The organism is Candidatus Pantoea floridensis, from assembly GCF_900215435.1.
In the GTDB taxonomy this organism is placed as follows: Bacteria; Pseudomonadota; Gammaproteobacteria; order Enterobacterales; family Enterobacteriaceae; genus Pantoea; species Pantoea floridensis.
The window spans coordinates 33,937-58,621 of the sequence record NZ_OCMY01000004.1 but is presented as its reverse complement, the minus strand read 5'-3'; the positions used below and the strand labels follow the sequence as shown (position 1 = coordinate 58,621).

The 24,685-nt window shown below is 48.6% G+C and carries 32 protein-coding genes and 1 pseudogene; 17 read left to right on the top strand and 16 right to left on the bottom strand.

What is annotated here, in order from left to right; genetic code table 11:
- Nucleotides 1–164 precede the first annotated feature (164 nt).
- From CRO19_RS25350 to CRO19_RS25330, 5 genes are all read left to right on the top strand, one after another.
- Entirely contained in the window at nt 165–698 is a 534-nt protein-coding gene (locus CRO19_RS25350; RefSeq protein ID WP_097098590.1) for a phospholipase D family nuclease, read from the top strand.
- Between the two features lie 134 nt (nt 699–832).
- On the top strand, nt 833–1,087 hold the full coding sequence (locus CRO19_RS25345) for a replication regulatory protein RepA (RefSeq protein ID WP_097098589.1): 255 nt from the start codon (nt 833–835) through the stop codon (nt 1,085–1,087).
- A 223-nt stretch (nt 1,088–1,310) separates the two neighbouring features.
- A complete protein-coding gene (gene tap, locus CRO19_RS26510; protein WP_072034413.1) occupies nt 1,311–1,382 on the top strand; it encodes a RepA leader peptide Tap in 72 nt (23 codons plus the stop codon).
- Complete coding sequence (repA, locus tag CRO19_RS25335; protein WP_097098588.1) at nt 1,375–2,241, top strand: plasmid replication initiator RepA; 867 nt, start codon at nt 1,375–1,377, stop codon at nt 2,239–2,241. The genes tap and repA overlap by 8 nt, the downstream gene beginning before the upstream one ends.
- 1,038 nt (nt 2,242–3,279) lie before the next feature.
- Nucleotides 3,280–3,486 (top strand): hypothetical protein, encoded by a 207-nt coding sequence (locus CRO19_RS25330; protein ID WP_097098587.1) that lies wholly within the window; start codon nt 3,280–3,282, stop codon nt 3,484–3,486.
- 216 nt (nt 3,487–3,702) lie between these two features.
- Here the strand turns inward: CRO19_RS25330 and CRO19_RS25325 are convergent, their stop codons facing one another.
- On the bottom strand, nt 3,703–4,383 hold the full coding sequence (locus CRO19_RS25325; RefSeq protein WP_097098586.1) for an SOS response-associated peptidase family protein: 681 nt from the start codon (nt 4,381–4,383) through the stop codon (nt 3,703–3,705).
- A gap of 54 nt (nt 4,384–4,437) precedes the next feature.
- Here CRO19_RS25325 and CRO19_RS25320 point away from each other — a divergent pair, with 54 nt between their 5' ends.
- The gene (locus CRO19_RS25320; RefSeq protein ID WP_097098585.1) at nt 4,438–4,683 is read left to right on the top strand and encodes a DNA polymerase III subunit theta; all 246 of its coding nucleotides are present in this window, start codon (nt 4,438–4,440) and stop codon (nt 4,681–4,683) included.
- Between the two features lie 55 nt (nt 4,684–4,738).
- On the opposite strand, the gene CRO19_RS25315 is transcribed toward CRO19_RS25320, so the two are convergent.
- The 4 genes from CRO19_RS25315 to CRO19_RS25300 all read right to left on the bottom strand — a co-directional run bounded on the left by CRO19_RS25315 (nt 4,739) and on the right by CRO19_RS25300 (nt 7,255).
- The gene (locus CRO19_RS25315) at nt 4,739–4,972 is read right to left on the bottom strand and encodes a hypothetical protein (protein ID WP_097098584.1); all 234 of its coding nucleotides are present in this window, start codon (nt 4,970–4,972) and stop codon (nt 4,739–4,741) included.
- Between the two features lie 22 nt (nt 4,973–4,994).
- Nucleotides 4,995–5,906: an Rpn family recombination-promoting nuclease/putative transposase gene (locus CRO19_RS25310; RefSeq protein ID WP_097098583.1), complete on the bottom strand. Its 912-nt coding sequence runs from the start codon at nt 5,904–5,906 to the stop codon at nt 4,995–4,997.
- Nucleotides 5,907–5,923: 17 nt separating this feature from the next.
- Nucleotides 5,924–6,181 (bottom strand): hypothetical protein, encoded by a 258-nt coding sequence (locus CRO19_RS25305; RefSeq protein ID WP_141400302.1) that lies wholly within the window; start codon nt 6,179–6,181, stop codon nt 5,924–5,926.
- 93 nt (nt 6,182–6,274) lie between these two features.
- A complete protein-coding gene (locus CRO19_RS25300) occupies nt 6,275–7,255 on the bottom strand; it encodes a DUF6685 family protein (protein WP_097098581.1) in 981 nt (326 codons plus the stop codon).
- Between the two features lie 346 nt (nt 7,256–7,601).
- Here CRO19_RS25300 and CRO19_RS25295 point away from each other — a divergent pair, with 346 nt between their 5' ends.
- The gene (locus CRO19_RS25295; protein WP_097098580.1) at nt 7,602–8,996 is read left to right on the top strand and encodes an FRG domain-containing protein; all 1,395 of its coding nucleotides are present in this window, start codon (nt 7,602–7,604) and stop codon (nt 8,994–8,996) included.
- Nucleotides 8,997–9,258: 262 nt separating this feature from the next.
- On the opposite strand, the gene CRO19_RS25290 is transcribed toward CRO19_RS25295, so the two are convergent.
- From CRO19_RS25290 to CRO19_RS25270, 5 genes are all read right to left on the bottom strand, one after another.
- The gene (locus CRO19_RS25290) at nt 9,259–9,519 is read right to left on the bottom strand and encodes a hypothetical protein (RefSeq protein WP_097098579.1); all 261 of its coding nucleotides are present in this window, start codon (nt 9,517–9,519) and stop codon (nt 9,259–9,261) included.
- 178 nt (nt 9,520–9,697) lie between these two features.
- Complete coding sequence (locus CRO19_RS25285; protein WP_097098578.1) at nt 9,698–10,060, bottom strand: hypothetical protein; 363 nt, start codon at nt 10,058–10,060, stop codon at nt 9,698–9,700.
- Nucleotides 10,061–10,116: 56 nt separating this feature from the next.
- Nucleotides 10,117–11,331: a hypothetical protein gene (locus tag CRO19_RS25280; RefSeq protein WP_097098577.1), complete on the bottom strand. Its 1,215-nt coding sequence runs from the start codon at nt 11,329–11,331 to the stop codon at nt 10,117–10,119.
- A gap of 205 nt (nt 11,332–11,536) precedes the next feature.
- Entirely contained in the window at nt 11,537–12,451 is a 915-nt protein-coding gene (locus CRO19_RS25275; RefSeq protein WP_097098576.1) for a hypothetical protein, read from the bottom strand.
- 139 nt (nt 12,452–12,590) lie between these two features.
- Complete coding sequence (locus tag CRO19_RS25270; RefSeq protein WP_097098575.1) at nt 12,591–13,967, bottom strand: hypothetical protein; 1,377 nt, start codon at nt 13,965–13,967, stop codon at nt 12,591–12,593.
- A gap of 350 nt (nt 13,968–14,317) precedes the next feature.
- Between CRO19_RS25270 and CRO19_RS25260 the strand changes: the two genes are divergently transcribed.
- Both CRO19_RS25260 and CRO19_RS25255 read left to right on the top strand, forming a co-directional pair.
- On the top strand, nt 14,318–15,223 hold the full coding sequence (locus tag CRO19_RS25260; protein ID WP_320204575.1) for a tyrosine-type recombinase/integrase: 906 nt from the start codon (nt 14,318–14,320) through the stop codon (nt 15,221–15,223).
- A 5-nt stretch (nt 15,224–15,228) separates the two neighbouring features.
- Nucleotides 15,229–15,462 (top strand): hypothetical protein, encoded by a 234-nt coding sequence (locus tag CRO19_RS25255; RefSeq protein WP_097098574.1) that lies wholly within the window; start codon nt 15,229–15,231, stop codon nt 15,460–15,462.
- 58 nt (nt 15,463–15,520) lie between these two features.
- On the opposite strand, the gene CRO19_RS25250 is transcribed toward CRO19_RS25255, so the two are convergent.
- Nucleotides 15,521–15,880 carry a hypothetical protein gene (locus CRO19_RS25250; RefSeq protein ID WP_097098573.1) on the bottom strand — a complete coding sequence of 120 codons (360 nt, stop codon included), beginning with the start codon at nt 15,878–15,880 and terminating at the stop codon, nt 15,521–15,523.
- A 317-nt stretch (nt 15,881–16,197) separates the two neighbouring features.
- On the opposite strand from CRO19_RS25250, the gene CRO19_RS25245 reads away from it, so the two are divergent.
- The 5 genes from CRO19_RS25245 to CRO19_RS26205 all read left to right on the top strand — a co-directional run bounded on the left by CRO19_RS25245 (nt 16,198) and on the right by CRO19_RS26205 (nt 18,872).
- Nucleotides 16,198–16,854, top strand: coding sequence for an AAA family ATPase (locus tag CRO19_RS25245; protein WP_097098572.1), 657 nt, complete (start codon nt 16,198–16,200; stop codon nt 16,852–16,854).
- A gap of 44 nt (nt 16,855–16,898) precedes the next feature.
- Complete coding sequence (locus CRO19_RS25240) at nt 16,899–17,168, top strand: ribbon-helix-helix domain-containing protein (RefSeq protein WP_097098571.1); 270 nt, start codon at nt 16,899–16,901, stop codon at nt 17,166–17,168.
- A 1,011-nt stretch (nt 17,169–18,179) separates the two neighbouring features.
- Entirely contained in the window at nt 18,180–18,320 is a 141-nt protein-coding gene (locus CRO19_RS26210) for a hypothetical protein (protein ID WP_176519267.1), read from the top strand.
- Nucleotides 18,321–18,435: 115 nt separating this feature from the next.
- Nucleotides 18,436–18,708: a hypothetical protein gene (locus CRO19_RS25235; RefSeq protein WP_097098570.1), complete on the top strand. Its 273-nt coding sequence runs from the start codon at nt 18,436–18,438 to the stop codon at nt 18,706–18,708.
- Nucleotides 18,708–18,872, top strand: coding sequence for a hypothetical protein (locus tag CRO19_RS26205; RefSeq protein ID WP_176519266.1), 165 nt, complete (start codon nt 18,708–18,710; stop codon nt 18,870–18,872). The genes CRO19_RS25235 and CRO19_RS26205 overlap by 1 nt, the downstream gene beginning before the upstream one ends.
- 37 nt (nt 18,873–18,909) lie before the next feature.
- On the opposite strand, the pseudogene CRO19_RS26555 reads toward CRO19_RS26205, so the two are convergent.
- Nucleotides 18,910–19,041 (bottom strand): annotated as a pseudogene (locus CRO19_RS26555) (DNA polymerase V subunit UmuC); the annotation flags it as partial.
- Between the two features lie 125 nt (nt 19,042–19,166).
- A complete protein-coding gene (locus CRO19_RS25225; protein ID WP_097098569.1) occupies nt 19,167–19,349 on the bottom strand; it encodes a hypothetical protein in 183 nt (60 codons plus the stop codon).
- 161 nt (nt 19,350–19,510) lie between these two features.
- On the opposite strand from CRO19_RS25225, the gene CRO19_RS25220 reads away from it, so the two are divergent.
- Complete coding sequence (locus tag CRO19_RS25220) at nt 19,511–19,690, top strand: hypothetical protein (protein ID WP_097098568.1); 180 nt, start codon at nt 19,511–19,513, stop codon at nt 19,688–19,690.
- A 34-nt stretch (nt 19,691–19,724) separates the two neighbouring features.
- On the opposite strand, the gene CRO19_RS25215 is transcribed toward CRO19_RS25220, so the two are convergent.
- Nucleotides 19,725–19,952: a hypothetical protein gene (locus CRO19_RS25215; RefSeq protein ID WP_097098567.1), complete on the bottom strand. Its 228-nt coding sequence runs from the start codon at nt 19,950–19,952 to the stop codon at nt 19,725–19,727.
- A gap of 599 nt (nt 19,953–20,551) precedes the next feature.
- On the opposite strand from CRO19_RS25215, the gene CRO19_RS25205 reads away from it, so the two are divergent.
- Nucleotides 20,552–21,088 (top strand): HAD family hydrolase, encoded by a 537-nt coding sequence (locus tag CRO19_RS25205; RefSeq protein ID WP_097098565.1) that lies wholly within the window; start codon nt 20,552–20,554, stop codon nt 21,086–21,088.
- A 199-nt stretch (nt 21,089–21,287) separates the two neighbouring features.
- On the top strand, nt 21,288–21,788 hold the full coding sequence (locus CRO19_RS25200) for a hypothetical protein (RefSeq protein WP_097098564.1): 501 nt from the start codon (nt 21,288–21,290) through the stop codon (nt 21,786–21,788).
- 73 nt (nt 21,789–21,861) lie between these two features.
- Here CRO19_RS25200 and CRO19_RS25195 read toward each other — a convergent pair whose 3' ends face one another.
- Together CRO19_RS25195 and umuC are read right to left on the bottom strand one after the other, a co-directional pair.
- Nucleotides 21,862–22,041, bottom strand: a complete 180-nt coding sequence (locus CRO19_RS25195) for a hypothetical protein (RefSeq protein WP_097098563.1) — start codon at nt 22,039–22,041, stop codon at nt 21,862–21,864.
- 1,365 nt (nt 22,042–23,406) lie between these two features.
- Nucleotides 23,407–24,681, bottom strand: coding sequence for a translesion error-prone DNA polymerase V subunit UmuC (umuC, locus tag CRO19_RS25185; RefSeq protein ID WP_097098621.1), 1,275 nt, complete (start codon nt 24,679–24,681; stop codon nt 23,407–23,409).
- Nucleotides 24,682–24,685: the final 4 nt, after the last annotated feature.

The window sequence follows — 24,685 nt, the reverse complement described above, 5'->3', positions numbered from 1 at the left end:
GGTCGATAAGGAAAGTCAGACTGCTCCAAAGTCTGCCACGATTCAATTTGAACGTGGGCAACGCTGAACTTCTTAAGGGCCTGTATGGCCCTCTTTTTTTGCCTCTGCGACATGAATCTTCAGACTTATTGCCGGCCACGGCCGACTAACTGCAGGAACAAAACATGAAACTGACCTTTGCAGCGATCGCCATGGCGATCTCGCTGAGTTTTGGCGCGTGTGCGTCAGCCGGTTCTCCATCCATTGACGTGGGATTTTCGCCTGAAGGCAGCGCGGAACAGCTGGTTATCCGCACGCTGGACGACGCTCGGGAGAGCATCCGGTTGATGGGCTACAGCTTCACGTCACCTGAGGTGGTGAAGTCTCTGGTCGCGGCGAAGCGGCGCGGCGTGGACGTCAGGGTGGTTGTGGATGATAAAGGCAATCGGAGTAAGGCCAGCCAGGCTGCAATGAACGTAGTGATCAATGCCGGCATTCCGCTGCGAACCAACGGCCAGTACAAAATCATGCATGACAAGGTGATCATCACGGACGGGCAAAACGTTGAGGTTGGGTCATTTAACTACACCCGAAGCGCAGCGGAGTCGAACTCCGAGAACGCGCTGGTCGTTCGCGGGGTACCCTCGCTGGCGCAGATGTACCTGACGCACTGGCAGTCACGCTGGGATGACGGTACGGACTGGCGATCAACTTACTGAAATCCGCTTTTAAATTCTGAGTGCGGTCCGCGCGCCAACGCTGATCACACTCCTGCTTAAAGTTAAGTCGCTGATTTATGAGTTATGTAGTATTCTCTGCAAAATTCGCTCTGAATTTAGTGGAGGAGGCAGAGATGTCGCAGTCAGCTAACGCAGTCACTTCCTCAGCAGGATCTAAGCGCCCATATCGCAAAGGTAATCCGTTAAGTGCTTCTGAAAAGCAGCAGGCAGCTGTGGCCAGAAAAAAACTGACTCATAAAGAAGTTAAGATTTTTGTGCGCAATCCAATAAAAGACCGGCTTTTGGTCGAGTGTGACAAACAAGGCATGACTCAGGCTGAGTATATTGAACGTCTTTTAGAACAGGCATTTGAAGCTAGCAATAAGTAATGGCATTACTTTCTTGTCGTATGTCTGTTGAAGTGATAGATTGCAAACCGTAAAGAATTCTGGCGGGCCACGCCGCAAGGTGGCAGGAGACTGGTACTGACAGATTACTGAAGGCCAGAAAAAAGAAAACCCCGATAATCTCTGAGTTTGGCGACTGAGGAAGATTAACGGGGCTCACTGAATCTGCATAGAAGCTGTTGCTCTATGCGGGGAGTATAGTTTTATGCCCGGAAAACTGCAATACCTTCTGTGCGTACTCCTTCTGTGCAACATAAGCGCAGGAAGGCGTGACTGAACAGGTATCTGAAAACACTTCATTTTACCGGCAGGTAAAGAATCCTAATCCTGAATTTATTCCGGAGAAAGGAAAGAAAACGCTGCCGTTCTGCGAAAAACTTCGTGAGAAGGCGGTGGGCTTTACGCAACGCGTAGAATTCCAGATGCTGGTTGCGATGTCGATCGCCCGTGGCGAACGCAAACGCCGGCCACCAAAGCTCCGCATGCGCGCGCTGGAAGCAACGCTTCAGGCAATGTGCTGGTACCTGAATCCGCTGGCCAACCGCGTGGGCGCCTCGCTCACGACTATGAGCATCCGCTGCGGACTGGCCACGGAGAAAAAACGTCTCTCGATCACCCGATTCACGGGTGCCTGCCATACGCTTGAGCAGCTGAAGCTCATCACCTACAACACCGAGTATGATAAAGAGATCGGCTGCAACATTCCGACTGATATCACCTTCACACCGCTGATGTGGCAAGTGCTGGACGTGTCGGAGGAAGCCGTTGCAGCAGCGCGCCGTAGCCGTATTGAGTGGGAAAACCGCCAGCGTGAGAAGAAGGGGTTACCGCGCGCAGACGCCGGTGAACTCATTAACGCCGCCTGGGCATTCGTGCGCGAACGCTTCCGCGAGTACCAGAAGTCGCGCCGCGAACACGGTATGAAACGTCATCGTGCGCGTAAAGACGCACCGCGCAACCGTAAAGACATTGAGCAGCTGGTCCGCACTCAGCTGAATAAAGATATCGTTAACGGTCGCTTCTTTGGCGGCCTGGACGCGGTGAGAGCGGAAATCGAGCGCCGCGTGACGGAGCGTATGAAGATGTCGCGTGGCCACTATGCGCGGCTTGACGACGACCAGCTGGTTACCACCTGACGCGTTTCTGACATCATTCGGTTTCACTGACTGGCGCTTTGGCGCCGGCTTTCCCGTGTCCGCAAACCGGCCAGAAAGGCCGCTTTTTATCTTCACACCCTCTCTTTCAGCTATCCGGTTTGCGCCGGAGGCCCACGCTCGCCTGTTATTCCCATTCCGTATAAATATCATCCACTTTTCGCTGACATCCTCCATAAGTCCAGGTCAAACCCAGCCCATAAATTCACCGGTGCAGCGACGTTGAGGTCACGCACTGGTGCGTTTTTGAGTTATCCACATAAACCGCGAGAGGGTATTAAAATAATCTCCTGACCGAATAGCCGGTTAACTGCTATCCGGACTTTTTACAAACCGCGATGATCCTTTTAAAAACCCGATCTACCTTCTTTTAAAGATCTGTTATTACTTACCTTTAAAAATAAAACCTATACGGCTTCGCCATGTGAACAAGTTAATGCCCGCCCTTGCAGCGAACTGACGTTCGCGCCGGTTCGCTGCAGTCGCTACGCGCCTGAAGGTAGCTCCCGCAAATTGCGGGCAAAAAAACAGCGGTTACAGCATGACCACATCCATCTGCAGTAAACCCAAAACCATTAAAATCGTGCTTATCTCAGAACCAAGCGAAACCCACCCTGAAAAGCGCCGCCGCCCCGGCCCAAAGGGCCGGAACAGAGTCGCTTTATAGATGGATGATGTAACTACCTCTGACGTCGCTGTCACTCTGAGGCCCGCGATAACTATCTTTCGTCTGCGACCATCTGACTTATGCGCGCCTGAATGGCCGCTGCTTAAACGGCGTCTGGCAGGGAGGGGTTGGGCTTTCGCCACCATTGAGCCTGTAACCGGCTACGCCGGGCTGACGGCGCCAGTTGGCTCCTGAACCGTCCTTAGCTATTTAGGGCGCCTCCATGCCGCTGACGCGTCATTCAGGGGCAGGCTGCGCACTGCTCGCCGGCCTTTGCAGTTGCAGGATGTGTGTTACTTATGAAAAAACACGTAAGCTAGTAGCACTCACTATGGATAGGGGAAGTCAGGCAGATGAGAGATGGGACGGTAACACAGTTAGTTGATGAGATTGAAATACTTGCAGAGGCTGTTAAAGCCTCTCCCGCAGAGCTCATGGCTGCGCTAAGTATTATCATTGTGGAAAACCTGAACGCTCATGAAAGTAATATCCTGAAAGTGGACGCCGGTGAGCAGCGCTTACTTATAACCCTCGAAGGGCCGCCTCCTGCGCGACATTAATGAGGGTTGATGGCCAGAACCCATTGTGATGACCAACAAATTTTTCGTTACCCATTTGCCGGTAATCTAACTGCTGACTAATCTGGTATGCGCTTCGTATTTTCCACGAAGGCTACACACAGCACGCACACGATGCGAGAGACTTTCCACCCTGTCCAGTTTATGTCCCCGCTCTGGCGGGGATTTTTTTTGTCCACTTTTGCATGCAGCCTTCTTTCAGTCGGTTGCCTCATGAAGTTGCTCAATCAGTTCTTTTCCCTGATTGTGTATGTTTCCCACGGCCTTACTTACCGGATGCCATGTAAATTCTTTCTCCGGAATGGCTGCATCATGAGCAATTTCCTCTGCCCGCTCAGGTGATGTATCAGCACTCAGCCATTCACGGACGGCGTCAGCAGCGATCACTAGCGGCCTGCGATCGTGGATGTCGACCATGCCCTGGTTGCTCGATGAGGTCACAATGACAAACCCTTCCTTACCGTGGTCCTGTCCGTAAGGCTGCTTACCGATGGCGGCAAAAAACAGAGGCTGCTTTTTTCTGTGGTAGATAAAGAACGGCTGCTTTTTCCCACCCTCTTTCTGCCATTCGAACCAGCCGTCAGCCGGCACAATGGCGCGCCCGTGGTTCCACAGCGGCTTAAACATGCGCCCGCTCGCTGCCGTTTCGCCGCGTGCGTTAATGAGCGGCTGCTTATCCCACCACTCCGGGCCATAACCCCAGAACACGGGATCGAGGTGCAGCGCATCCTCACGCTCGCTGAGGAGCAGCACCTTTGTGCCTGGCGCCACGTTGAAGCGGCCAATGGGCTCCGGATCAAACGTGATTTCGTCTGGTTTCAGTCCGAGTGCGTCAAAATATTCATCACGGCTGCTGTACTGCGCAAATCGTCCACACATAGACACCTCCTGCTGTAAGGATAGCGGGGTATACTGACGTCAGGAGGATTTAACATGAAACACAATTTAGCCGCACGAAGCACGGAAGAACGCGCAAAGGTCAACGTGGATCTTGCCGCCTCAGGCGTGGCGTACAAAGAGCGCCTTAACCTTCCCGTTATCCCGGCCGAAGCTGAAAGGCAGCAGCCAGAGGAATTGCGTGAATACTTCAGGGAACGGCTGCAGTATTACCGTAATCTGGCACTGCAGTTCCCGCGCGGGACCGATCTGGTTTATCAAAAGGAACCGAAGGGAGAATGAAAGGCGATGACGTCCGGGGCAGGTATGGACATAAGCCCCCTGGCAGGGGCCCGGTTTACTTCTGATGCGATGAGGCTGGCGATCCCAGCATAATGCCGATCATCGAGAGCCCGGTAATAAACAGCCCTGCAATCACGATCACGCCGGTCAGCTCTGTCACCTGATTCATGTCCATCCATGAGTTCATCAGATGAGCGCCGTCATTCAGCAACGTGCGTAACCCTGCCGGCAGCCAGGACGACAGAGCCTGGGCGCCGCCGTCAATTAATTTCGTCAGTTCATTGGGCATGGTTTCGTTATCCCTGGATAAATCAGTGGTGAATTTTTGCGAGATCGTCGTCTGACAGCCCGGTCAGTTCCCTTACTGAGTCCAGCGGAATGCCTTTTGCCAGCAGGTTGCGCGCAACCTCCATTTTACCTTCCTGACGCCCTTCCTGACGCCCTTCCATGCGCCCTTTCTCCAGGCCCTTCTGCTCAAGCTGCTGTGCAATCGTCATCAGTTCGTCCTCATGCTGCGGCACTCTCTGCGCCAGGTTGCGTACGAAGGCTTCGGCATCGTCAGTTTCGCCCGCCTGTACGAGGTAGTTTATCAGCGAAACCAGCTGCTGTCCCGTCAGGTGACCGGCCATCAGGGTGGCGGCCAGCCGGTCCAGCAGGTCGGCAAGGTCGCGCCGGTGAATGTGCTTCTGCAGCAGCGTAAGCGCCGCCATGCTGCGATGGTTCATGATCTCCTCGTCCGGGATAACCGTGACGTCGACCAGCGGGAACGGAGCGCCGTAGAGGCTCCCGGCCAGTGCCGGGTCGTCAAACTCCTGCAGCCAGTCGGTGGAGTACGGGTACGGGCTGCGCCGTCCGGTGTAGAACAGCACGGGAATGACCAGCGGTAGCTTTTTATGGCCAGCATCGAGGTGGCGCTGCATGGCGGCCACGGCGTAGCGCATCAGGCGGAACGCCATGTGGCGATCGGGCGTCGACTGGTGCTCGATGAGCACGTGAATGTAGCCGTCGCCGGCGGCGGTTTTCAGGCTGTAAAGTACGTCGCTGTAGTAGGCGCGAAGGCTTTCCTCCACGAAGCTGCCCGACTCAAGTTTTAGCGTGCTGAGGTCGCAGACGGCGCGAAGCTCCGCTGGCAGGTGCAGCTCGATAAAGTCACGGGCGGTATCGGGATGCGTCAGGAAGGCCTTAAAGGCCGCATCGTGAGGCACCGGTGTCGTTTTTTTCACGTCTGGTTCCTTTCTTCTCAGGCCGGGGGAAGCGACGGCAGGCCCAGCGCGGTGACCAGTGACTCCGCGGTCATCGGCACGCTGAACCATTCCTGGTTGGATAGCACCACGCGGCATTCCTTCCCGTATTTATCTTCGCGAATAAAAGCAATCAACTCTTTCTGGATGACCCATATTTTATTTTCCCCATCCCGTAAAGTGACCAGGTTCGCGGGCGAACAAGCCGCCGCAGAGTAGCTCTCTGATGTGCTTCTGACGTTGGTATCAAACATCATCAAAATCCTTGTTTTCCGTTTTATATGAGTATTTAGTTGCCGGAAGAGTCCGGCTTATTACTGCAACTGCCGCTGCTTGAGCCCGCAGACATGTCAGGAGTCATACGGGCTTCTAAGCAAAGGAGCGTTTACTTCATGGACATAAGGCTTAACGTGAAATGGCTCCGGATTTTTCAGGTAGTCTGTCAGCGAGATAATTTTCCCCGCCTGTATTGCTGTGGTAATCCACTGACTGAGTCGCGCTTCATCCACTTTCAGCTCTGAACGAGGAATGAATGCCATCCTGATGTTCTCGCTGTAATGTACAGGCTGGAGATAGCCAATATGCTCACCGACCAGCTCACTCAGAGACAGCTGAAAGCCAGTGTCAGCGTCTCGTCTGTACCCCGTGGCGTCTTCCTTTTGTGGCCGGTAAATGAACGCAACATACCGGGCCTCCAGCTCGCGAACGGCTTCAGTATCGATAGACAGATATTCCACCACGGCTTCCCTGTTATAGGTGAGGTTATCCCGGAGAGCCTGATAAATAACCTTGGCCGCGTGGTGAGAACCGCCGGTATTTGAAACCACATACCGCTTGTACCATTCGTAGTACAGAACGTTGACCGGCCCGTCCGGTCTGAATCCTTCACGCTCTATGTGCCGGACATTTTCCTGCCAGTCCTGCAGGTTTTCCGATCGCAGATTCTTACCCGGGAACATCCCTTTTCCCCATGAGGACAGGTTTTTGTACCAGCTGCCATTTATGTGCGGGTTATGGCCTTTACCAAACCCTTTGGAGGCCGTCAGGCTCTCTATTTTCCTGAAGTCGAAATCAGGAACAGCAGAATTAGTTGAAGAAACAACTTTGGCGAGGATACGCTGAAGTTCCTCAGGCAGGTGCTCCATTGAATAACCCGTGAAGACGGTATCCAGCCTGAGCATCGTATCGGCATCAGCCGTCGGTCGATAGAGGGTGACGTCATCAAGAAAAAGCAGTGCTGCTTCGTTCATTCTGTAGCTGAAATTTTTGCGAATTAGCCAGTCAGTCTGATGGATCAGTGCAGCGCGGATGCGCATGAATAAATCATTCATTTAGTAATCTGTTCCTTGCCGTCACAAATCTATATGCGTTGTTTGTAGAGAAATACAAAAAAACTCGCGCTTTAACATCACTAAAACAAGTAAGCATGGTAACAAAAAATAGGCTGATTTAATATTAAAATGATGTCTAATTAATATCATAAATAATTCTTTTTACTGTTTTTTAATACTAGAATCAAATGTGCCAGATTAAGATTAAATCTGAGAGGAAGTCACTTGTCATCAGTGTTTTTAGGGGGAATGATTTACCCGTGAAAGCGGATCTTGTTTCTCAGATACGCGCAAAAGGATAAAGTGATTTCTATGACCAATCATTTATGAAACTGAAGGGAATCTCATGATAAATCTGATAATGAATGTGAATGATAGAGACTGGAAGGTCCCTGTAGGCGAGCTTGCTTACAGCTCGATGCCACTGAGTCGTTATCTGGAATACACGAGTGACCGGCTTTCGGTCATTTTCAGAGAGATTAACCAAACGGTCCTCGATGACCTCAAAGTTATGCCCTGTCTTCTAATGACCGAGTTCGTCAATGAGCAACGCCTAGACGGAACCTCGCGCTTATATTCCAATATCCGAGTAGGCGTGCTTGAAAGCGTGGCCGTCAAAGGGAAGAATTTAGAGTATTCGGTTCGCATTCACTATGTTTTTGAAAGAGCGAACGTCGATAACTACAGAGCCCTCGCCGACCGGTTCTTCTATCACCTGTTTGAAACAATGAGAACCCACTGGGCTATCAAAGAAGTCAGCCTTCCTGAGGTGATGGGCGCTTTTAATCTATATGTCCCGCTTCCCAATCCGGCAGCTCCTGTTGAAGAACCGCCTCAGCTGCATGCTCCTGTCGAAGAACCGCCTTTGCCGCAGCCTGTAACATCTGTAGAAGAGTTTCTGCAGAAAGTTAACGAATTTCAGGCTCAGGAAGGGCAGGAGGTGTTTTACCGAGGACATAGCGATTACCGATACAAGCTTGAACCGTCCCTGTTCCGGTCTGAGAAGGCCGTGCCGCTGTACCGGTACAAAGAAAAGAACATGATTAACGAGATCCTTACTGCCCATCCGGCAGAGTTTTATCAGGACCATTTCATGATTGATAAACTTGTCCGCATGCAGCACTACGGGCTGCCTACTCGCCTGCTGGACGTAACGGCCAATCCGCTTGTTGCCCTATATTTCTGCTGCGCCGACATGCTGGATAAAAACGAAGAGGAAGAGAAGATTGGAGATGTAAAAATCTTCTCCGTCCAGGCGGACGAGATCAAATTTTACAATTCTGACACCGCCAGCTGCATTGCTAATCTGTCGCTGCTAGATATGGATGACAAAAATACACTCATCCCGGAAACTGAAGTTCCACTTGATGAGCGTGGTGAAGGTTCTGCAGAATTGAAAAGGCTAATTCATTTTATCCGTGCGGAAAAACCATACTTTGAGAATGCAATTCGTCCGGGAGACTTGAGCCGTATCCTGTTTGTCCGTGGAAGAATTGCTAATCAAAGGATCTCATCTCAGTCCGGAGCATTTCTGCTCTACGGGCATGAAGCTGTGTTACCTGATACCGGACACAGTGGTCTCAAAATAGACCGTATATATGTCAGCAACAAGAAAGAGATTCTTCTGGAGCTCAGCAGGCTTAATATTAAACCGAGCACCATTTATCCCGGCATAGAGGAGACGGCCAAGGAAATCGCCCGCCGGACGAAAGGTGAAGAGACACTTAACAGGCTGAAATGAACAAAAGCGTTCACGAAGTGGGATGAATAAGGTCCGATGGCCAACTTTTATAAGCCTGAACGCTGGGAAATCGGTCAATGCTTAAAAGGTTGAGCGCCTAGATGAGATTGCCGGCTGGCATGCCAGCTATCGTGTGATGTGAACATGTCGGGCAAACTAGATGAGGTACTGGATCATCCATCCCTCTAGGTGAATGCTCATAGGGTAAAATAAACTTATAGGCAATGGAGATAAAACATCAATCTAATGAGTTTCTTTGCTCCTAAAGCAGTTTAAATGGACCCAGCATGCCGGCCTGAACCAGCGTTCCGAGAGCGCTCAGGCAGGTAAATACGACTGCAAGACCGCTCCAGAAAAGCGCCCAGGTCTTATCGCGATGATCCTTTTCATCCTGTTTAGCTTTAATCTTGTATTCTTCCAGCGTAGCAAGCGCTTTTGGTTCTGGAGCATAACTTCCAGTATTGATGAGTTTAAGATCGCCACTGGCTACCAGTGAGTTAAGAATAAACGTGGTTTTAGACATGAATGAATCACTGTCTGGATGATACATCCAGAAGAATTTGTGAAGTCTCGTTAAAATTTGAACCGTATAGACAGGTTCGCGCATGTTACTTTCAAAGTATATATCTGTTAACGCCTCCAAAATTGTCTGTCGACTGCTTAGCGTTAAAGGCCTTTTATTAAACTGAGCCTGTATACTTTTATTTTTTTTGTATAGTTAATGCAGCCTGTTTTTTATCTATTGAATTTTTTCCATTGAGTTGCTCAAGTCCGTTATATTTAAACTGATAACCCTTATACCAGTGCTCAACATAAAATTGGTCATCGCTTAAATCAGCTGGCTTTAAGGAAATCTCTGAGTTGAACATATTTCCTGTAAACTGAAGCGCCTTTAAATTATCGTCCTCATAATCAGTGACCAGAAATTCGGTTTTACTAAGCTCTTTATTTTTCACGTAAACCACATAAAAGTCGTATTCCAAAGAGTTACCCCTAACTCCAGAAAGGTTGTTATCGTCACTCTTTTTTAAATCAAACTCACGGAACCACCGGCTTCTATCCATAACATCACCATAGTTAGCAAATTAGATACTTTTCACCCATTATTGGATGTGATTTTTTAGGGTTTAGTTATCCTTTTTCTTCGTGGTAAAAGGAAATTCCCTGTAAACACAGACGATATTGAAATATTACTGTCTCCGGGAGTGACTTTCTTGGTTTCAATTACGTGTTTTTCAATAGACTTGGCCTGACGAATGAAAACATCAGATCCCGCAAGCGGAGGTATGGTATAAACCAGGCTTTTACTACTGAGTAATTCCCTGCCATCATTGATTACCTCAATCGTGACATCGAGATTGTTTGGCCAATTGTCTATAAGTTTCCTGAGCTCAATAAGTAGTTCCATTATATTTTTGTTCCAGTATTCATTGATTAAATCTAGAACAATCTTAATGCTGTTGTAAAAAACATCTGAAAATAGTGAGTTGGGTTTATTAAACTCGTTATCATTAAATTTTTTCTTCATGTCCTCCAGAGCATAGTTGACATCGCTCGGCAAATCCGTGACCTGCTCAAATGTGTTTACGACCACATTGTTTTTTCCTACCGGAACAAGCGTCTGACTGACCTTCTGCCTTGGCAGATTTTCGATTATTTTCAGATCATCCGGGGTCGGCGTTACACCAATACCGAAATGAAAACAGCGATTCTCGGCTAGTCCCTTTTTATCATTTATCCAGAAGGAAGGTCTGAGCAACTTGTCACCATGCTTGCCTTCAATTTCACCCAAAAAAAGCACCTTTATCTTTTCTTCGTAATAGCTAACCTGAATTGCTGCATCACAATGCTGCATATATTCTTTTATTTTTGATTTATCCGAGATCCAACCATCTTTCGTTTTAACCCGAAAGTCGAATCTGTCAATTTCAGGGTGCTGAGTGACAGAGTCTTTACCCAGTATAAAATATTTGCAGTATAAAGGGCTGCGGCTATCACAATCATTTTCTTCACAAAGTTTATCAATCAGATTGAAAAACAATGTTTGATATTTATAGGTGTTAAACATATTTCGAATAATGTATTCAAAGCTATGGTTTTTATATGTAGTGCTCAGAAGTGCGTTCAGTGTACTCATGTTTGAGTTGGCTTTAAGACTGGCGAGCGTCAGGGGGAGTTCTTTCTTTAAGAGCTGATGAAACCCGATAGACGTATTATTCTGGAAGACGAGCGATTCAAGTACGGAAAGATAAATCCCTGCCCAGTAGCTTTTAATATTATCTGCGTTTTCTAACTGAAGCGCGTTTTGAATGGCTATGCTGATTTCTGTAGTCAAGTGATGCTCCTGTTAAACATAACTCCTCACTCTGGGCTTAATGCAGTAACAACAATAATGCCGTGCATGCTGTCGGTGATCCATTGATTTGTTATTGCTTCTTTTCCGGTTTGTATGAGTCGACTGATGAGTGAGTTCGACTGTCGTCTATGATACCAGGCATTCAGAGTAAACTACCTGGTTTACAAATGTCTGCTTTGAAAGTTCAGTCATCGATGCCGTTTTGCCTGAGCTGCCCGGTGAACTGATCTAACTTACCCAACAGTGAGGCGCTGAGCCGCACTAGCGGCAGCGACATAATATCCGTGGTAGTGCCGTCATCAGCTACGATGATATGTTCATCTTTATAGTAAAAATCAGGCTTGTTCAGCGCCGTCAGCAGCGCCTGCTTGGCATTCAGGGCGCGTTGATAAAGCGCTCTGTCAGTTGATCGCAAAAATATATCCTGCGCGGCTATCATGTATTCATGCATGTAGGTTGGCGCGGGAATGTCGCCGGTCATAGCCTCCATTTCATTTTTGACGACAGCTTTCCATTTGTACGAATTCTGAAGCAGCGCCGTACGGTTAAAACCAACATGCATGTTAGCCAAAAATCCTGGCTTTCCATCGCGCATGCCAAACTCTTTTGTTGCCTCATAATTAATGGGCGGAAGACCACTGTGCTGCATATAATTGCGCAGTTCGTACATAAAGCGGTACGAAAATTTATCGTCATAATGACCGTTCTGAACGGATTTACAGCGCTGAAATTCCTCTGATCCTTTACCGTATTTATTGCTGAGCGATTTTTCAAGATATTCCAGCATTAATTTAACGGACGTCAAAAAATTTAGCAGCGTCAGGTTAAGATCCCGGCTAAACTCACCAAACAGGTTTTCGCCGGGGTTATTTCCGTAGTGCTTAAATTTTTCAATAAGTGCACTGTCAGCTGAAATAAACGAGTCATAGTTAATCATTGCGCATTCGTACACCAGATAGTGTTGAGCAAATGCTTCAATGTCCAGCATGCTCATAACCAGGCTGTCTGCGTCTTTATTGCTGAGTGTTCTCTTTAAAACTAATTTTCCGGGTTTGCCCGGCGTCAGCGATTTTTTTATGAGTATGAGTTTAGAAATCATCGGATTCACCACGAATTTTAATCTTCAAACTAGCATCGATCAGGTGGCTTATAGCCTTAGAGCGACGGACGTTACCGGAAGCTGCTGTTATTTTATGATAGATATTCTTAGTCGTTTATTCCTTTATTTGGACTCGATGTTAATTATTTTTATCTTTCGTTTTTGACGCCTTAAGTAGGAAATAGGAAGGATGACTCTGAATTTCAGCAGAGTGACTGTTGATGTCATACAGCCCCTTCAGTAGCGATATAGCGCCTGTTGTCATCGTAATCCAGCTTGGTGCACCTATGATTCCTATCACTGCCGGCGCGACATTCAGCAAGAGGTCTTTTTTACTTCTACGCTTATATGCGTGGATTTTTTGCTCAATATCACTCAGTCCTTCATCCCAGACTCTCTCTGTAAAACGTTTATTTATTAGCTCCCTCCGGTAAGGGTCGCTCTCTGCCTCCATATCAAAAGCAGTGTCACGTAACACCGCCCGGAATGCATTAAAGCTCGCCTCGAACTCAGTTCTTATGCTGAAAAGTTCACCGGGAGTCACTCCTTCCAAGAACGGCATATCTACGGAAAGTTTGACTCTCTGCACTTCATCTTTCGGATCCAGCTTACGAAGCACTTCACCCTGAAAAGGACAGTAGGTACCAAGGGAAGCCCTTCCTGCATGTGCCTGCTCAAGGTCAGCTATGAGATTCCTGTAGTGAAAGAGAACGGTGCGGTTTTTTGCTCCCTGGACCCATCTTTCATAGCTTTTTTTTCCGCTGTGATTACCCATCACAACATCTGAAAATACTATGCTATCACCATTATCAGTGACTTTTCCGGCGTGCTGATACATGTAGCCGTTGGTATACGGGCTTCTACAGTCCTCAATTTTAATCATAATTTCATTTGCTAGAACGCTTTTGTCTAAAAAACGGAATCTGTTGCTTTTCCCTAATCTTTCAATATTTTGAACAGATAATTTTTTTTCATAGAGCCGGGCTATTTCAGCCGGAAGATAACGGTAGATGAATTTCGATTCAGCGTTGTCGGCTAATATGCCGTCAGCCCTTTCAGATTCTTTAATTACCGATTTGCTCCTTGCGAAAACAATAAATTCACCTTGTATGAGCGGGAAGTTTTCCTTAGCAAAGCGTATAAAAGAAGATATCTCTTTCCTGAGAATAACAGACTTTTCATTACCATCAGTCTCGATAAATTTTTCAATGATGTTTTCTGTTAATTTCAACCTGTGTCGCTGACTTAGTGAGTAGAGAACGTCATCCAGAATGACTCTGTCCATCGAAAAAAGTCCGCTACGGTAGTTAGCAATGTTTTTGTCTCCGGCCATATAAACATTTAGGCGTGAAGATTGTAAATCGTTCGTTGGGTCGCTTATTAGCCGGTCTATTTTTTCGTTGTATTCATTCAGCTCATTCAGTAATTCTGTGAATTCTATATCTGCATATTCATTTTTTAACAGTTCATCAGACCAGAAGAGGCTGTCAGTCAGAGCGTAGAGATTGTTATACACGGTTTTTTCCTTTTACCAGGCTTTCATTCACAGCGATTACCGCATGGCGAATCTGTTTCCAGAGGGGAAGCCCTTCATCTTACAATCATATGCGCGACCAGGCATCTACCATAGAGTGCCTGGTGTCGCCCTGACCCCGTCGTTTTTGGCACTGACAATGGAAAAATTGAACCACGTCAGAGGGATAGCGATGTCGCAATCGTGCCCATTCCCGAAGCGGCGCCGCGTGCGCGCGCAGGCGTACCAGGTTATATTCCGTATAGGGGAAAAAAGACCGATTCGCCCTCACCCGATCACCGATTTATTGCGGTCGGTTTTTCTGGACAGATGCGCGAAAATACGCTCCACGGATGCAGATTGCGGAGATTGAAAAATTGAGAGGTTTTCCTCGCGAACTTTCGCAGATTTCACCCAGCGACGTCAGCGCGCAGAACGTGACCGGCGGCAGCGCGGCGCGCTACTTTGACTATGCCTCGGCGCTGGCGCTGCGCAACCTTGCGGCGCACTACGGCACGGCCATGCCCCGCTACCTGCTGGCGCCAGAGGTGGCGCTACTGCTCGACGCCGAACGCGACCAGCGGAAAAGGCTGCTGATCGAGACGTTCTGGAACACCGGCGGCCGGCTGAACGAGGTGCTGCCGCTGACGCCGGAAGATTTTGCGCTCGACGGCCCCGACGGGCGCGCGCTCGGGGCACCCTTCGCGGTGCTGCACACACTGAAGCAGCGGCGGGATGAGGACCGGCAGAAGCAGCGCGGCCGCGGCCGGCCGACCCGTGAGGACCAGGCTGCGCTGCGCGAGGCCGAAGCCAATCCCCCCCGCGCCGTCCCGCTCACCGATCCGGGCTACGTGCGCCGGCTGCGCGAGTATCTGGCCACTGTCAGGCTGAAAAAGGGCGAGCGCATCTGGGACATCGACAGCCCGGACACCGTCCGCACCTGGATTAGGCAGGCAGTCAAAGCCGCAGAGCGTGACGGCGTCACCTTCAGCATCCGGCCGATCACAACGAAAACTTTCAGGGACTCGTTTGCGATGCACCTGGTTCAGCACGGCGTGCCGAAAAAGGTCATCCAGTCGATGATGGGCCATAAGGATGAAAAGTCGACGGAGTGGTATACGCAGGTGATGGCGCTGGACGTCACGCGCCAGCTCGGCGTGCGGTTCTCGATGGCGCCGGAGGAAGCGCGCGCGCTGGTCATGCCCGACGAACTGCCCGCCAGAGGGCAGCGGAACTACCCGGGTATTAAGGGAGGCTAAGGACGATGACTTGTTTTGACAGGATGACTGACGCCGCGCTGGATGCGGAGATTGAACGTCTGGCGCGTGAAATAGCCGTGTATGAAGACAGCTACGACGCTGAATACCAGAATAAAAATGACGTAGAGAGAGAGTTCAACCAGGGAATGATTAAGAAACCAATGGAAGATACGATCGCCAGCTGGACGCGCGCCATGGATGAAAGACGGCGTCGTATGGGATTCTGGATTGCGCCCTGATGCGGGCTGAACGGGAGGCCGCAGCAACGACCTCCCGTGAACTACTGGCTGCCGGCGATCAAACCTGCAGCGTTTTGGTCTGCAGCATCTTGTCCGTTGCCCGGCAGTAAGCGTTTCCGCTGGTCTCCAGCTCAAGATAGCCGTTATTCATAAGCCAGCGGACCATGGCGATGATGTCCTCATCAAGCCCCTGCGTCTTTTCCTTCTCAATCAGAGCAGCGTCAATGGCAGCGGTTGGCTGCGCTGCAGAGGTCACCCTTATCGGGGAGCCTGAAACCCTAAAGCCTGAACTGGCCTGAGCAAGATGCGCATTAACAATATCTGCGGACTGCTTGGACACAGGGTGCGGCAGCGCGGCGGTAAAGTAATCACGCATGATGGTATACAGTGTGCTGAACGAGATGTGTCCGTTTTTCATAAAGTCCCTCAGGCTGGTTGTGTGCTCATGCCGGTTCAGTGCTGTTCAGACCTTACGGCTTTTCCTCCGTGTTTATCGGCAGCCTGCAGCGTTTCTGTATCCCTGCCCTATCCTTACCAGTTCCCTGCCCTATTGCGTTAAAGACATCCGGATTAACTACCTTTTATCAATGTTGTATTAATGCTATTTTAATATTAAAAATGCATCATAGTGATGTTGTTATGATTGTTTTTAAGATTCATCTTGACTACAATCAGTCTCAGATCGAAGGAATCCGTTTTGATATCAATTTAATATTAAAGTGAGGCGCTGTTGATATGATTTTAACTATCGTGAATACCAAAGGTGGCGTGGGCAAATCTACTCTCGCAGTCAACATTGCCATTGCCCGTGCGCTTCAGGGGAAGAAGGTCTGGCTCGTTGACGGGGACAAACAGGGCTCATCTCAGACGGCAATTCTGATCCGCTCTGAAGCGGATGTGCAGCCTGGTATCGCCTGCTCTCATTATCCTGACGGACCGGTGCTGAGAACGCAGGTTCTGCAGCAGAAAGATAACTATGATGACGTCATCATCGAATGTGGCGGGCGAGATTCAACAGCAATGAGGGCCGCGCTCACTCTAACGGATTATGCACTGGTACCGTTTGTGCCGGGCAGCTTTGAGGCCTGGGCTATGGAAGACGTCGTGAAAATGCTTCAGGAGGCACGTAGCATCCGTGAGCCTTTCCCTGCGTTCTCAATTCTCAACAGGGCTGACGTTAACCCGCGCAGTAAAGATAATCAGGAGATGGTGGCGGCTATGTCAGAGTATGCGGATGAGATCCCCGTACTGGACCACCTGCTGCATATGCGTAAAGCATTTGCCAATGCCGCCGGCAGCGGCCGCTCCGTTGTTGAGCTAAAACTTAAACCGCATGAGAAGCCTGCGAAGGAAGAACTCGAGAAACTCATTTCTATAGTATTTAAATATTGATGTGATATTATTGTAATATTAATTAAGTATTGAGGCGATGTGTAATGGCTATTACTTCCAGACCCAAATCATCAACTGCGCCACCACAGGAACAGGCGCAGATTGAGAAATTCATCAATGACGCACCTGATGGAAATAAAGTGGAAAAACGTGGCGTCAAGAAAGGCCAGCGTGAGCAGATCACGGTCACGTTTGATACCAGCATCATTTCCCAGCTGGACGACCTTGCTCAGCATGAAGGGTTGTCCCGTGCCGCACTCATCCGGATGGCGGTGCGGCAGCTGCTGGATAAAGGAGCGCAGGTAGGCGGGTAAGGTCGGGACGCTAGATTAATATTAAAGTGATATTACTATTATACTGTAGTGATAGTATTAACACATTGAAAGAATGTTTGATTAACATCTATCTGATGCGACTCAAAGACTGCATGCTGCACCCATCGTGAACTGTTAATGCAGCATTCTCTGCGCGATAATGCTGCTTCCCTGCACACGATGTATTTCTGAGTGGCTGAGGATCGCCGGTCAGACATACCGTATTCGGCCTGCTTATGTGAAGTGCCGCGTCGGTAAACCTGACCGTTCCCAGGTTGAAAGCCCTAAGCGTCCTGTTTCTGTCATCAGCCCGTTTTGATGTTGTGAGCTCCTGTATCCGTTTCTTAGCCTTCTGTTCATCTCGTCAGAAGGCTATGCTGATGACACGCTCCGGCCTGAACGACTGCAGCATGAAGGCAGCTGTGTAAACCAGTACCTCTCCGCAATTTTTCATCCCTTTCCCTGCTGATTTTAAACCCACACGTACTGCAGAGGATGGCGTCAGAAATGAGCCAAAGCCTTCTGCCGGTGCATCCTTATTTCCTTCGTATTCACGCCCATAATGAGAGCCGTTTCCTTCTCTGCACAGCACATAGCCGGAGACTCTCCTCAGATACGGCCACTCAGGATGCCGGCCAGCGACGGCGGTTTTACCAGGATATGCCTGCTATGGCAGGAAGACTTACTTAATGCGAAATGTGCTAATTCAGTGTTTAAATGATATTAAATAGATGCTTAAGTAATATTAAATTGATATCATTTCCTTTGTTTTCTAATTTGTTTGAGCGGTCGCTAGTCAACTTAAAAAAAATGCCGATCTACCCGGCAGCGTCACTGGACATTTATTCCGAATGTGCAGTTTCGTTCAAGCGTGAAAGCATGTTTTGCTGGCAGCGGGGATAGTGTCGGACGCGAGCGGGGAGGCAACAAAAATGCGGTGTGCCGGTCAGCTGTTGAAAGCTCTATACCCTGATTACCCACCGATTCAGGGGTTAGGGCGGGCTGATTGGAATGAATGACCGGAACGTCCAGGTTGGCGCGGTGATTACTTTACGGGGGAGCTTTGCCAGCATTTTTGCGGTCGCCGGCGGCTGGCGCCATGATAATTTGCCTGCATTTCTGGCGTTGGCTGCACGGCAGCAGCTGGCCTAATGCCAGCAATTATTTCTATGCAGGACAGGACAAAATCCGGCGTGAAGAAACCGCCTTGAGTTATCATTTCCTTGAAAACCAGAGTGATTTATTCCAGTAACCGGAGCGACAGATAATGAAATATCATAAGTCAAATACAAGTACAAAAATATCCGAACAAGTAATTGCCCTTTGTTACACGTTGGCAGTATCCGGTATTTATTTCATATCCAGATTTACAAATGAAGATATAGTACGCATGAAGAGTGATTCGGGCGAAATCGCCGCCAAACTCTATGCCCTATTTGGAGTAATTCTGATGCCTATTATTACTCTTTTCGCAGGGTACACCGCCATCTATCTGACGTTCCGCTTCATTCGCCAAATCACGGAGAAAGGGGGTAAATAATGGCTACAGTAAATGTGAATGTGCGTATTGACGCAGAACTCAAGCAAAGCGCCGACGAAGCGATGCAAATCGCCGGAACCACACCGACACAGGCCAAAATCAGTAGCGACTCGCAATCGAAAACAGTCGGACTCGCAATCAGCGCAAATTTTGGCTCACAATAATTGCAACTGAAATAGAGCACAGACTCACTATAACTGCAAATTCGTTGTTGACACCCTGACGCGCAAACCACAGATTGCCTAACCCGGACCGATTGATTCCATCCAGCACCTTCATCAGCTGCGCGCTATTTGCCCGGGGTTGCGAGTCATCAAAGAGATTAAGCAGACTGAAGCTTTTGAGGACTACAATCAGAGCCAATGGACAGAATAATGGTCGTGTCAGGTTAATTGGCAGGATGAGACTTTGAGCGTAAAAAAAGCCGCTGACACGGCGGCGGGTACGATGATGCGGTTTTAACGGTGCATCTGCCGGAACTGTTCAAGAACATCCTGACTGAACGGTGGTACTTCATCTAGGATGGGCTGCGTGTTTGTCGAAACTATGCGTGCGAGTATCGCTAACTGTTCAGGAGTCAAATGCTCGCTGAGCGTCGTCTGCGGGAAAGTTTCCTGTTCTTGTAAGTTTTCTGTTTCCATTGAGATGCCACTCCTAATGTGATGTATACATTTTCAACCAGCTGATCCGGGCATACCAGCACGGAATTAGTGTGCGCAATCTGGATAGAATAACCAGATTGTCCAGTGTGGCTTGATTTTAGGCTTTTCTAATCAGAATGCGTAGGTTGAGCAGTATGCCGATGAAAGCTACAGAACACATTGCTGCAGGCCAAAGTGCATCAATGATGGAATACAGGGAAAGACTATGGGTAGTAAGACGCCAGTACAAAAACACGCTCGATACGATAATGGTAAATATTGCCCAGGAAAGAATTTCCGATCTTTTAATCTTATTTTTCATTTTTGAACCTGCCGAGTGAAAAATTATTGAGAGTGACGGCTACTGACGTACCTTTAACGTTCCAGCGAACATTCACAGTGTAAATGCAGTAATTTACCCAACTCGCCTGGTCTCGCCAGATAGCCAGCAGTCATTGCTTTACCGCCTTCATCATCATCAAGACCATGCTCAAGCAGGTCTGAGCCGAAATCAGAACAGGCGCAGCGGAGAGTCATTACTTGTGTATCAGTAAGGGTGGTACCGTTAATAACAATTGTCGGTTCGGGTTGTGAACTCAGCATTGGCTCCGCTTATAGTAGTACTTTGATATTACCAGGATGGTTCACTCATCGCCAGCAGAACTGGACGGAATACAGGTGGGATAGAGATTAAAGGAACTGACGGTCTGACAGCAGTCAAGCGCCCGGCGCCAGCTGGAGCTCGCCGGTTGTGGCAGCAAAACAGATGCTTACCCCCGCAGCTGTAGCCGACCGGATGCCGGTAATGGACAGAATAACCTGTACGTCCAGTTGGCCGGGGAATTAAGCGAGGGGCAGAACTAAGGCCGCTGGCGCGGCCTTAGTTCGGTATCTGGTGCTGCTTCAGTTTGAACTGGCAATAAAGGAAACCTTTACGGCAAAGGACTGTAAGGGCAAAACAAATGGTGGCAAGAACAAAAGCCATCCCAGCCCTGATCGCATCGCTGCCCCCGAATGAATACGTCCATACTGATGCAAAAAGTCTTACAGCGACATTATTATTCCATGACTCCACGGTCAAACCATTCAACCAGGCTAGATCCGACACGGCCAGTGGAACTGGACAGAAAAACCTGCCTGTCAAATCCGCCGGGGATTTATACTGACAGCCAAGGTCATCATTGAAATAGAAGGGTTAGCAAATGGCGGTTGAGTGGGTGGATGTAGCTGACAGTGCCGTAAAAATTGGGCTGGGTGCGTTAATCACCATTGTTGGCGGCTGGGTTACGCTGAAACTAACACACCGCCAAGAAATATGGAAAGAAGAAGTAGCTCAACGACTGCGGGATATAGATAAAAAAACAGACCGCTATATCGATTTTCTTTCTTCATCGCAAACGCTAATGCAGAAATATCTTTTTGAATCATGTGATCCGGGTGGCGAGGACTACATCAATTATATGCGGTTGCATAATATTGTGAGTCTTACCTCTTCGTCAGAATTGCGAGGCTACGCGTTTGCCACACAGGAAAAGGTATCGCAATTTATTCTTCTCAGGAAACCCAATGAAATAGAAGTAATCGATTCCTGTCGTGATGCCGCGAGAGACTCCGTTTCACTGCTTCAGGGGGTAGTGAGTGCTGAATTGCTTCAGGATAAAGCAGCACTTCAGGGTAAACCCCATGCGTGGTGGTCGATCTGGCGTAGGCAGGGTACAAACGTAGACAGAAACACCTGAACGTCCAGGCTAGTGCGGAGTTTACGTAGCGGCGATGGTATGCCAGCAGTTCTGCGACCGCACCGCCGCATCGATGGCAAGTTATGCCAGCAATGGACACAAAGTGCTGTGCTTCAAATCGGGGCGGGAATTATGATGATGTCTAACTTTATCGGTGCAACCGACACAGACATAACGCTGTCATATTGGGGAGGTGTATATGAGAGAACAAATCCAACAAATTAATGAAATAATGAAAGAAGTGCTGGCTATAACTAATAAAAAGGAAGGTGTATGCCTGTATATGGGGGCGCTATTATTTGCTCAAATACATGATCACTTTGATCTAAAACCTAGGTTCGTTACTGGAAGTCTAACTTTATATGACAAACTTGTCTTTGCACACAAACCTATCAAACCCGTTTTTTCCGGTGGATCCGATTTTTCTGGCCTCTGGGATGGACACGCATGGGTTGAAGTGGATAATTATATTTTTGATGCATCTATATTCTGGACCATATATTCTTCAAAAATACCATTAGAGTTGCAATCCTTATTCAACTACGCCTTTGACGGGAAACATGACTACTTGATTGGGTCTCGTACTTTTCTTGAAAAATCTGGTGTTGTTTATAAAGTCTTTGAAGAGCTGTCAGATAGTGATGCGAATATTTTGATTAATAGCGGATTCAACGCCGGAATCTTTGACAGAATCATATGATATACCTTGTATTCAGAATTACCGGACTGTCCATAAGGCGTGGGGAATTACACGAAAGGCGTAAAAAGGCCGCTTACTCGTCCATTTTGTGATTATCTGGTTTAGCAAGTTCAGTACAAATGTCTTGCATAACTGCTTTGTATTCCTGCTCTGGTAGCTTGACGCTTACGTTATGCGTACCTGATTGGTTGGCTTGATTTATAGCGTTCTTAATTTTCTGAAGACCGAATTCAATAGCTGTATCTCTTTTCATGCGCAGATTCCTCTTATTAAAAAATGTTAATAGTAGGCCAGATCTCCACCTACCAGCAGAACTGGACGGAATTACCTGCACGTCCAGATAGACGAGGCAGATTACTGGCGGAGGTGATCATCAAGGGCTGGTACTGGTTTGAAACGGCAGGGGGAAATATCACTTGCAGCAAAAAGAGAATGAACAAAAATTAAAATAAAAACGCGGCCTTACGACCGCGAAAAATTCACCTAGAAGGTTTTTTTATGGTTACTTTGCCTTTTGGCCTACGACGATTACGATGGTGTTCCCGGAAAACCAGTTTGTGCTGGTTGACTTGGAATCATCGGTCGGCGTAAAACCTAGTGAGCTTAGAATTAGAGCGAAACCGGCAATGCATTTCGTTATCTTTTTCATAGTCGCGTCCCTTAAAAAGGGCTACCTGGCTCCGCCTGAGTTGAGTCCCCGCTTTGCCGCGACAAGCAATGTCGATTGAACATGTCTCAGTAGCGGTGTGGATACAGATCAGCAGCAAGCCCAACTGGAGTTCCTACGCTCCGACTGCTAACCATACGGTTAAAACGTCTTATTACATTACTTGGACAACTGTAATAAGGCGCATTGTAGGTATAAGAATTGGACGACAAATACTTACTACAAGTAACTGTTCAACCTTACCCTTACACCGAAACCGCAACATTCCGACAAGACAACGACGCTAAGATCATATCTCAAAGTATGTATAACTGTCAGCAGATTTTAATAAATTGTACTTATGTAAATAGTGAGTAGTCAGGGACGGACATGCAATATTGAAGTGGACACAGAAGTATGCAGGTACTACAATTGCTTTGTCGATTGAACATGTTTTAGTTACTTCTAGCCTGCTCCTAACAGGCCAAGAGAAAGAAACCGCCCATCCTACAGGCGGTTTTTTTTCGTCTGCATTCTATGATCCTGATATGGCCTGACCAGTTGAGGAGAATAAGAGGAAGGCTGGCTTAATAAAAGCCGCTCAAGTGGAATCACTCTGGATAAACCAGCACTGGACAGAATAACCAGATTGTCTAGTATGGCTTGATAAGGCACTGAATTCCAATGCAATTAGTACCAAATGAAACTAAAGATTCTCGGGTCGGGGCTGTTGTACCATTTCGTCGTTGGACAGAATAACCTGAACGCTCAGTATTTCACTTGTGACATCACTATTGGTGATAATGTGACGATAGGAGCTATGGCCTACGAGACTAAAGATGTGCCAGCAAACAGCGTGGTCTACTGTGAAAAAAGTACAATGATCCGGCCAAAGTATCAGTAGCTGATGCGCTGCTTCGATCTGGCAGCGCTTCTCAAATCAATCTTCTTATTTTACCCAGCCCTAAAGCCTTATTTAATAAACGCCACAGGGATATCTTTCCAGTTTGTTGTCCAGGCAGGAGAGAGCAACTCTCGTTTCATTTTCCATTCGTTGTTGACACCCTGACGCGCAAACCACAGGTTACCCAGCCCTGACTGGTTTATGCCATCCAGCACCTTCATCAGCTGCGCGCTATTTGCCCGGGGTTGCGTGTGATCAAAGAGATTCAGCTGACTGACGCCGTTCGGGGTGAAGTCATCGAGCATGATGCCGGCGGTCATATAACGGCGCTCTTCCAGCCAGATGCGGTCCAGCGATCGCATGGCCACCTCAATGATGTCTCGCGTATCCTGTGTTGGCAGGGCCAGCTTCTCGCCGGCGCTGTTTCCATAGAACACTTCATCCTTAGCGTGTGGAGAGGTTCGTATAAATACTCCAACGTGCCGACAGTACTGACGCTCTTTCCTGAGCTTTTCAGCTGCCCGAGCGGCGTACTGGCAGAGTGCCTCCTGCATGGCCACCTTTGTAGTGATGCGTTCGCCAAAAGAGCGGCTGGAAACGATTTGCTGCTTCGCCGGGGGCAGCTCCTCGAGCGGAATGCACGATTCTCCGTTGAGCTCGCGCACGGTTCGCTCGAGAACAACACTGAAATTTTTGCGGATCAGGGCAGGGTGCGCACGCGCCAGCTGCAAGGCGTTTTCGATTCCCATCAGATTAAGGCGCTTGCCGATGCGACGTCCCACACCCCAGATTTCCTCTACCGGCTGATTGCCCAGAAGGGTTTCAGTACGTTTAGGATTGCCAGGCGTCAGTGCAAATACGCCGCGGAACTGCTTCCATTCTTTACTCGCCCATTGCGCTGATTTTGCAAGGGTTTTAGTCGGACCCATGCCTACTCCTACGGTCAGACCTGTTGTGTTAAGCACGTGCGTGCGCAGGCGCCGGCCAAAGTGCTCAAAGTCTTCGCAGCCATCGATGCCGGTTAAATCAAGGAACATTTCATCAATTGAGTACTGTTCTACGCGAGGGGTCATTTCTTCCAGTGCCGTCATTACACGTTGCGACATGCTGTGGTACAGCGCATAATTCGAACTGAACACATGTACGCGTTCTGGATAGTCCTGGGTTTTTATCTGGAACCACGGCGCGCCCATTTTTATGCCGAGCTTTTTGGCGCCGGCGCTGCGCGCGATGACGCAACCATCATTGTTGCTGAGCACCACTACCGGTTTTCCGCGAAGATCAGGGCGGAAGAGCGCCTCACAGCTCGCATAAAACGAGTTCACATCGGCCAGACCGAACATAGGC